At 72.8% G+C, this 4328-nt stretch carries 2 protein-coding genes and 1 pseudogene; all 3 read left to right on the plus strand.

The features are described from left to right. Window positions 1-356: 356 nt before the first annotated feature. Window positions 357-2189 carry an ATP-dependent zinc metalloprotease FtsH gene (gene ftsH, locus ABT354_RS37910; RefSeq protein WP_351502612.1) on the plus strand — a complete coding sequence of 611 codons (1833 nt, stop codon included), beginning with the start codon at window positions 357-359 and terminating at the stop codon, window positions 2187-2189. Between the two features lie 201 nt (window positions 2190-2390). Next, window positions 2391-3803, plus strand: coding sequence for a proline--tRNA ligase (gene proS, locus ABT354_RS37915; protein ID WP_351502610.1), 1413 nt, complete (start codon window positions 2391-2393; stop codon window positions 3801-3803). Between the two features lie 220 nt (window positions 3804-4023). After that, window positions 4024-4328, plus strand: a pseudogene (locus ABT354_RS37920) (hypothetical protein); the annotation flags it as partial.

The following is a 4328-nucleotide window of genomic DNA, read 5'->3' on the forward strand; positions in this document are numbered from 1 at the left end:
GGGCGCGGGCCCCCCGCGCTGGGCCCCCGGCCCCCCCGCGCCCCCCCCCCCCCCCCCCCCGGGCGGGCCCCCCCCCCGCGCGGGGGGGGCCGCCACCACCGCCGTTCTGGCTTACCGTCCGGACTATGAGCGATGCCGCGCCGCCGTCCGGGTCCCCGCCCGGCCGTGAGGGGCCCGGCCGGGAGGGCCCGGACCGCCCGGCCTCCCGGGGACGGAGCCCCGAGCGCGCCCGCGCCGGTGCGGACGGCCCCGCCCCGGAGAACGGCGCCCCGGAGAACGGCACCGCCGACAACCGGACCGCCGACCGGCCCTGGCGCTCCGAGGGCACCCCGCCGCCGCCCCCGCCCCGGCGGCGGATGCCCGGCGGCTGGGGCGGGCTGATCCTCGCGGCCCTCGCCGTCTTCCTGATCACCAATCTGGTGCTGACGTACATCGGTGAGCGCAAGGAGCCCACCGTCTCGTACACCGAGTTCAGCCGGCAGGTCGGCGCGGGCAATGTCTCGAAGATCTACTCCAAGGGCGACACCATCCAGGGCCAGCTCAAGAAGAAGGCCCCGCTGCCCGGCAAGAATGGTGACTACACCAAGTTCACCACTCAGCGGCCCGCCTTCGCCGATGACGATCTCTGGGGGCAGCTGACCACCCAGAAGGTCACCGTCACCGCCGAGCCCGTCGTCCAGCAGCGCGGCTTTCTCTCCAATCTGCTGATCGCGCTGGCGCCGATGCTGCTGCTGGTCGCGTTGTGGATCTTCATCGCCCGCCGGATGGGCGCGGCGATGGGCGGGGGCGCCCTCGGCCGCAAACCGCCGCCGAAACCGGTCCAGCTGGTCGAGGGCAAGCGCACCACCTTCGCCGATGTCGCCGGGATCGACGAGGTCGAGGGCGAGCTGGACGATGTCGTGGACTTCCTCAAGAATCCGGACGCCTACCGCCGGATGGGCGCCCGGATGCCCGGCGGGGTGCTCCTCGCGGGTCCACCGGGCACCGGCAAGACGCTGCTCGCCCGCGCGGTCGCGGGGGAGGCGGGGGTGCCGTTCTTCTCCGCCTCGGCCTCCGAGTTCATCGAGATGATCGTCGGGGTCGGCGCGGGACGGGTGCGGGAGCTGTTCTCCGAGGCCCGCAAGGTGGCACCCGCCATCGTCTTCATCGACGAGATCGACACCATCGGCCGGGCCCGGGGCGGCGCGGGCGGTATCGGCGGCCATGACGAGCGCGAGCAGACCCTCAACCAGATCCTGACCGAGATGGACGGCTTCACCGGGTCGGAGGGGGTCGTGGTGCTCGCCGCCACCAACCGCGCCGATGTCCTCGACCCCGCCCTCACCCGCCCCGGCCGCTTCGACCGGATCGTCCATGTCTCGCCGCCCGACCGCACGGGCCGCGAGGCCATCCTGCGGATCCACACCCGGGAGATCCCGCTGGCGGACGATGTGGACCTGGCCCGGATCGCCCGCGCCACGCCCGGGATGACCGGGGCGGAGCTGGCCAACCTCACCAATGAGGGCGCGCTGCTGGCGGTCCGGCGCGGCCAGTCGCAGGTCACCGCGGCGGATCTCTCCAGCGCGCTGGAGAAGGTCCAGCTCGGTGCGGAACGGCCCCTGGTGATGAGCGACGAGGAGCGCCGCCGCACCGCGTACCACGAGAGCGGCCACGCCCTCCTCGGCATGGTCCAGCCGGGCGCCGACCCGGTCCGCAAGGTCACCATCGTCCCGCGCGGCCGGGCGCTCGGGGTCACCCTCTCCACCCCGGACGCGGACAAGTACGCCTACACCGAGGAGTACCTGCGCGGCCGGATCATCGGGGCACTCGGCGGGATGGCGGCCGAGTCGGTGGTCTTCGGGGTGGTCACCACCGGCTCCGAGAGCGATCTGGAGCAGGTCACCCGGCTGGCCCGGGGGATGGCGGGCCGCTGGGGGATGAGCGCGCGCGTCGGCCGGCTCACCGCGATCCCGGGGGACGCGCAGGTGGCGTACGGGCTCTCGGCCGCCCCCGCGACCCTGGACACCGTCGACGGGGAGATGCGGCGGATCGTGGACGAGTGCTACGAGGACGCCTGTCGGCTGCTCCGCCTCCACCGGGAGCGGCTGGACGCGCTGGCCGCCGCGCTGCTGGAGCACGAGACCCTGGAGGAGGACGCGGCCTACCGGGCGGCGGGGGTGCCCCGGCTCACCAAGGACGACACTCCCTAGGAACCGCGCACCCGGGAGGTCCGTTCGGGAGGTCTGGTCGGGAGGACCGTCCGGGATGGCCGTTCGGGCGAGGCACCCGGGAGGTCCGTACCCCTCTGTCACCCGTACGGGCGCATCCGCCGTCACCGGACCACCGGCGGCGCGCGGACCCGGGCCGAAACTCCGTACCCCCGCCTCCGCGGGGCGCCTACGATGCGCGCCATGCCCAAGTCACCCGTACTCACTCCCCGTGCCCAGGACTTTCCCCGCTGGTACCAGGACCTGATCAACAAGGCCGAGCTGGCGGAGAACGGCCCGGTGCGCGGGACCATGGTCATCCGCCCGTACGCCTACGCCCTGTGGGAGCGGATGCAGAGCGAGATGGATGCCCGGATCAAGGCCACCGGGGCCCAGAACGCCTACTTCCCGCTCTTCATCCCCCAGTCCTATCTGACCCGGGAGGCCGAGCACGTCGAGGGCTTCGCCCCGGAGCTGGCGGTGGTCACCCATGGCGGCGGGAAGGAGCTGGACGAGCCGGTGGTGGTCCGGCCCACCTCCGAGACGATCATCAATGAGTACTTCTCCAAATGGGTGCAGAGCCATCGCGATCTGCCGCTGCTGATCAACCAGTGGGCCAATGTGGTCCGCTGGGAGCTGCGGCCCCGGATCTTCCTGCGCACCACCGAGTTCCTCTGGCAGGAGGGCCACACCGCGCACGCCACCCAGGAGGATGCCCGCGCCTTCGCCGCCCGGATCCACCGCGAGGTCTACGCCGACTTCATGGTGAACGTCCTCGGTATCGATGTGGTCCTCGGCCGCAAGACCGCCCGGGAGCGGTTCGCCGGGGCGATCAACACCCTCACCCTGGAGGGGATGATGGGCGACGGCAAGGCGCTCCAACTGGGCACCAGCCATGAGCTGGGCACCAACTTCGCCACGGCGTTCGGCACCCGCTTCCTCTCCCGGGAGGGCCGCCAGGAGCCGGTCTGGCAGACCTCCTGGGGCACCACCACCCGGATGATCGGCGCGCTGATCATGACCCATGGCGACGACGACGGGCTGCGGGTGCCGCCCCGGCTCGCGGCGGTCCAGGCGGTGGTGATGGCGATCAAGGGCGAGGAGGCGGTGGCTGAGGTCCACCGGGTCGCGGAGGTGCTGCGCGCCGCCGGGGTGCGGGTCCAGGTGGACGACCGGGTGGACACCCCCTTCGGCCGCCGGGCCGTCGACTGGGAGCTGCGGGGCGTCCCGGCGCGGATCGAGATCGGGCCGCGCGATCTGGCGGAGGGCACCGCGATGCTGGCCCGCCGGATTCCCGGCGGCAAGACCCCGGTCCGGATCGACGCGCTGGCGGAGCTGCTGCCGGGGATTCTGGAGGAGGACCAGGCGACCCTGCTGCGGCAGTCCCGGGAGCACCGGATCGCCCGTACCACCGATGTGACGACCGTCGAGGAGGCGATCGAGGCGGCCACGGCGGGCGGCTGGGCGCGCATCCCGTGGTCGGTCCTCGGCCAGGAGGGTGAGGCGACCCTCGCGGAACAAGCCGTTTCGGTGCGCTGTCTGGTCGCCGAGGACGGGTCCGTCCCCGTGGCGGACGACGCTCCCGGTAATGTCGCGGTGGTCGCCCGGGCCTACTGAGCCCTCGCGCTCCCGTCCTGCCACCCGGGCGCTCCCGGCCGTCGGCCGGCCCACCGGGAGCGCCCGGACCACCCGGCCCGGCCACCCCTTCGGCGGAGTGCCTCCGTGCCGGGCTTGGTGCGAGCTGTGAGGCTTCTCCGCAGATCCGTGCACCCGCCCGCCTCGGTGCGCTGATCACGCCAACTGACGGGTACGTGCAAAATATTTGGGATGGCCCGGAATGGAACCAGGTGAAGGTCCGGCTCGTTATCACGACGTGAGCACGACACCACCTGTTCTCGCCGCAGAGCTGGCACAGGCGTGGGCCGATATTCAGCGGCACCACCCCGAGCTGCCGGACCTGGCCGCGCCCGAGTCCCTGATCGGAGAGTCCTCGTCCGCCTGCGGCGCCGAGCTCTCCTTCGAGCGACTGCTCCATGAGGCAGTCCATGGCATCGCCGCCGCGCGAGGTGTTACCGGCGCCACCCCCGGCGGCCCGGAAAAAAAACCCCCAAAACAGTGGGAATGGGGGGGGATGGGGGGGGA

Source organism: Streptomyces sp. NPDC000594, assembly GCF_040299965.1.
Lineage (GTDB): Bacteria > Actinomycetota > Actinomycetes > Streptomycetales > Streptomycetaceae > Streptomyces.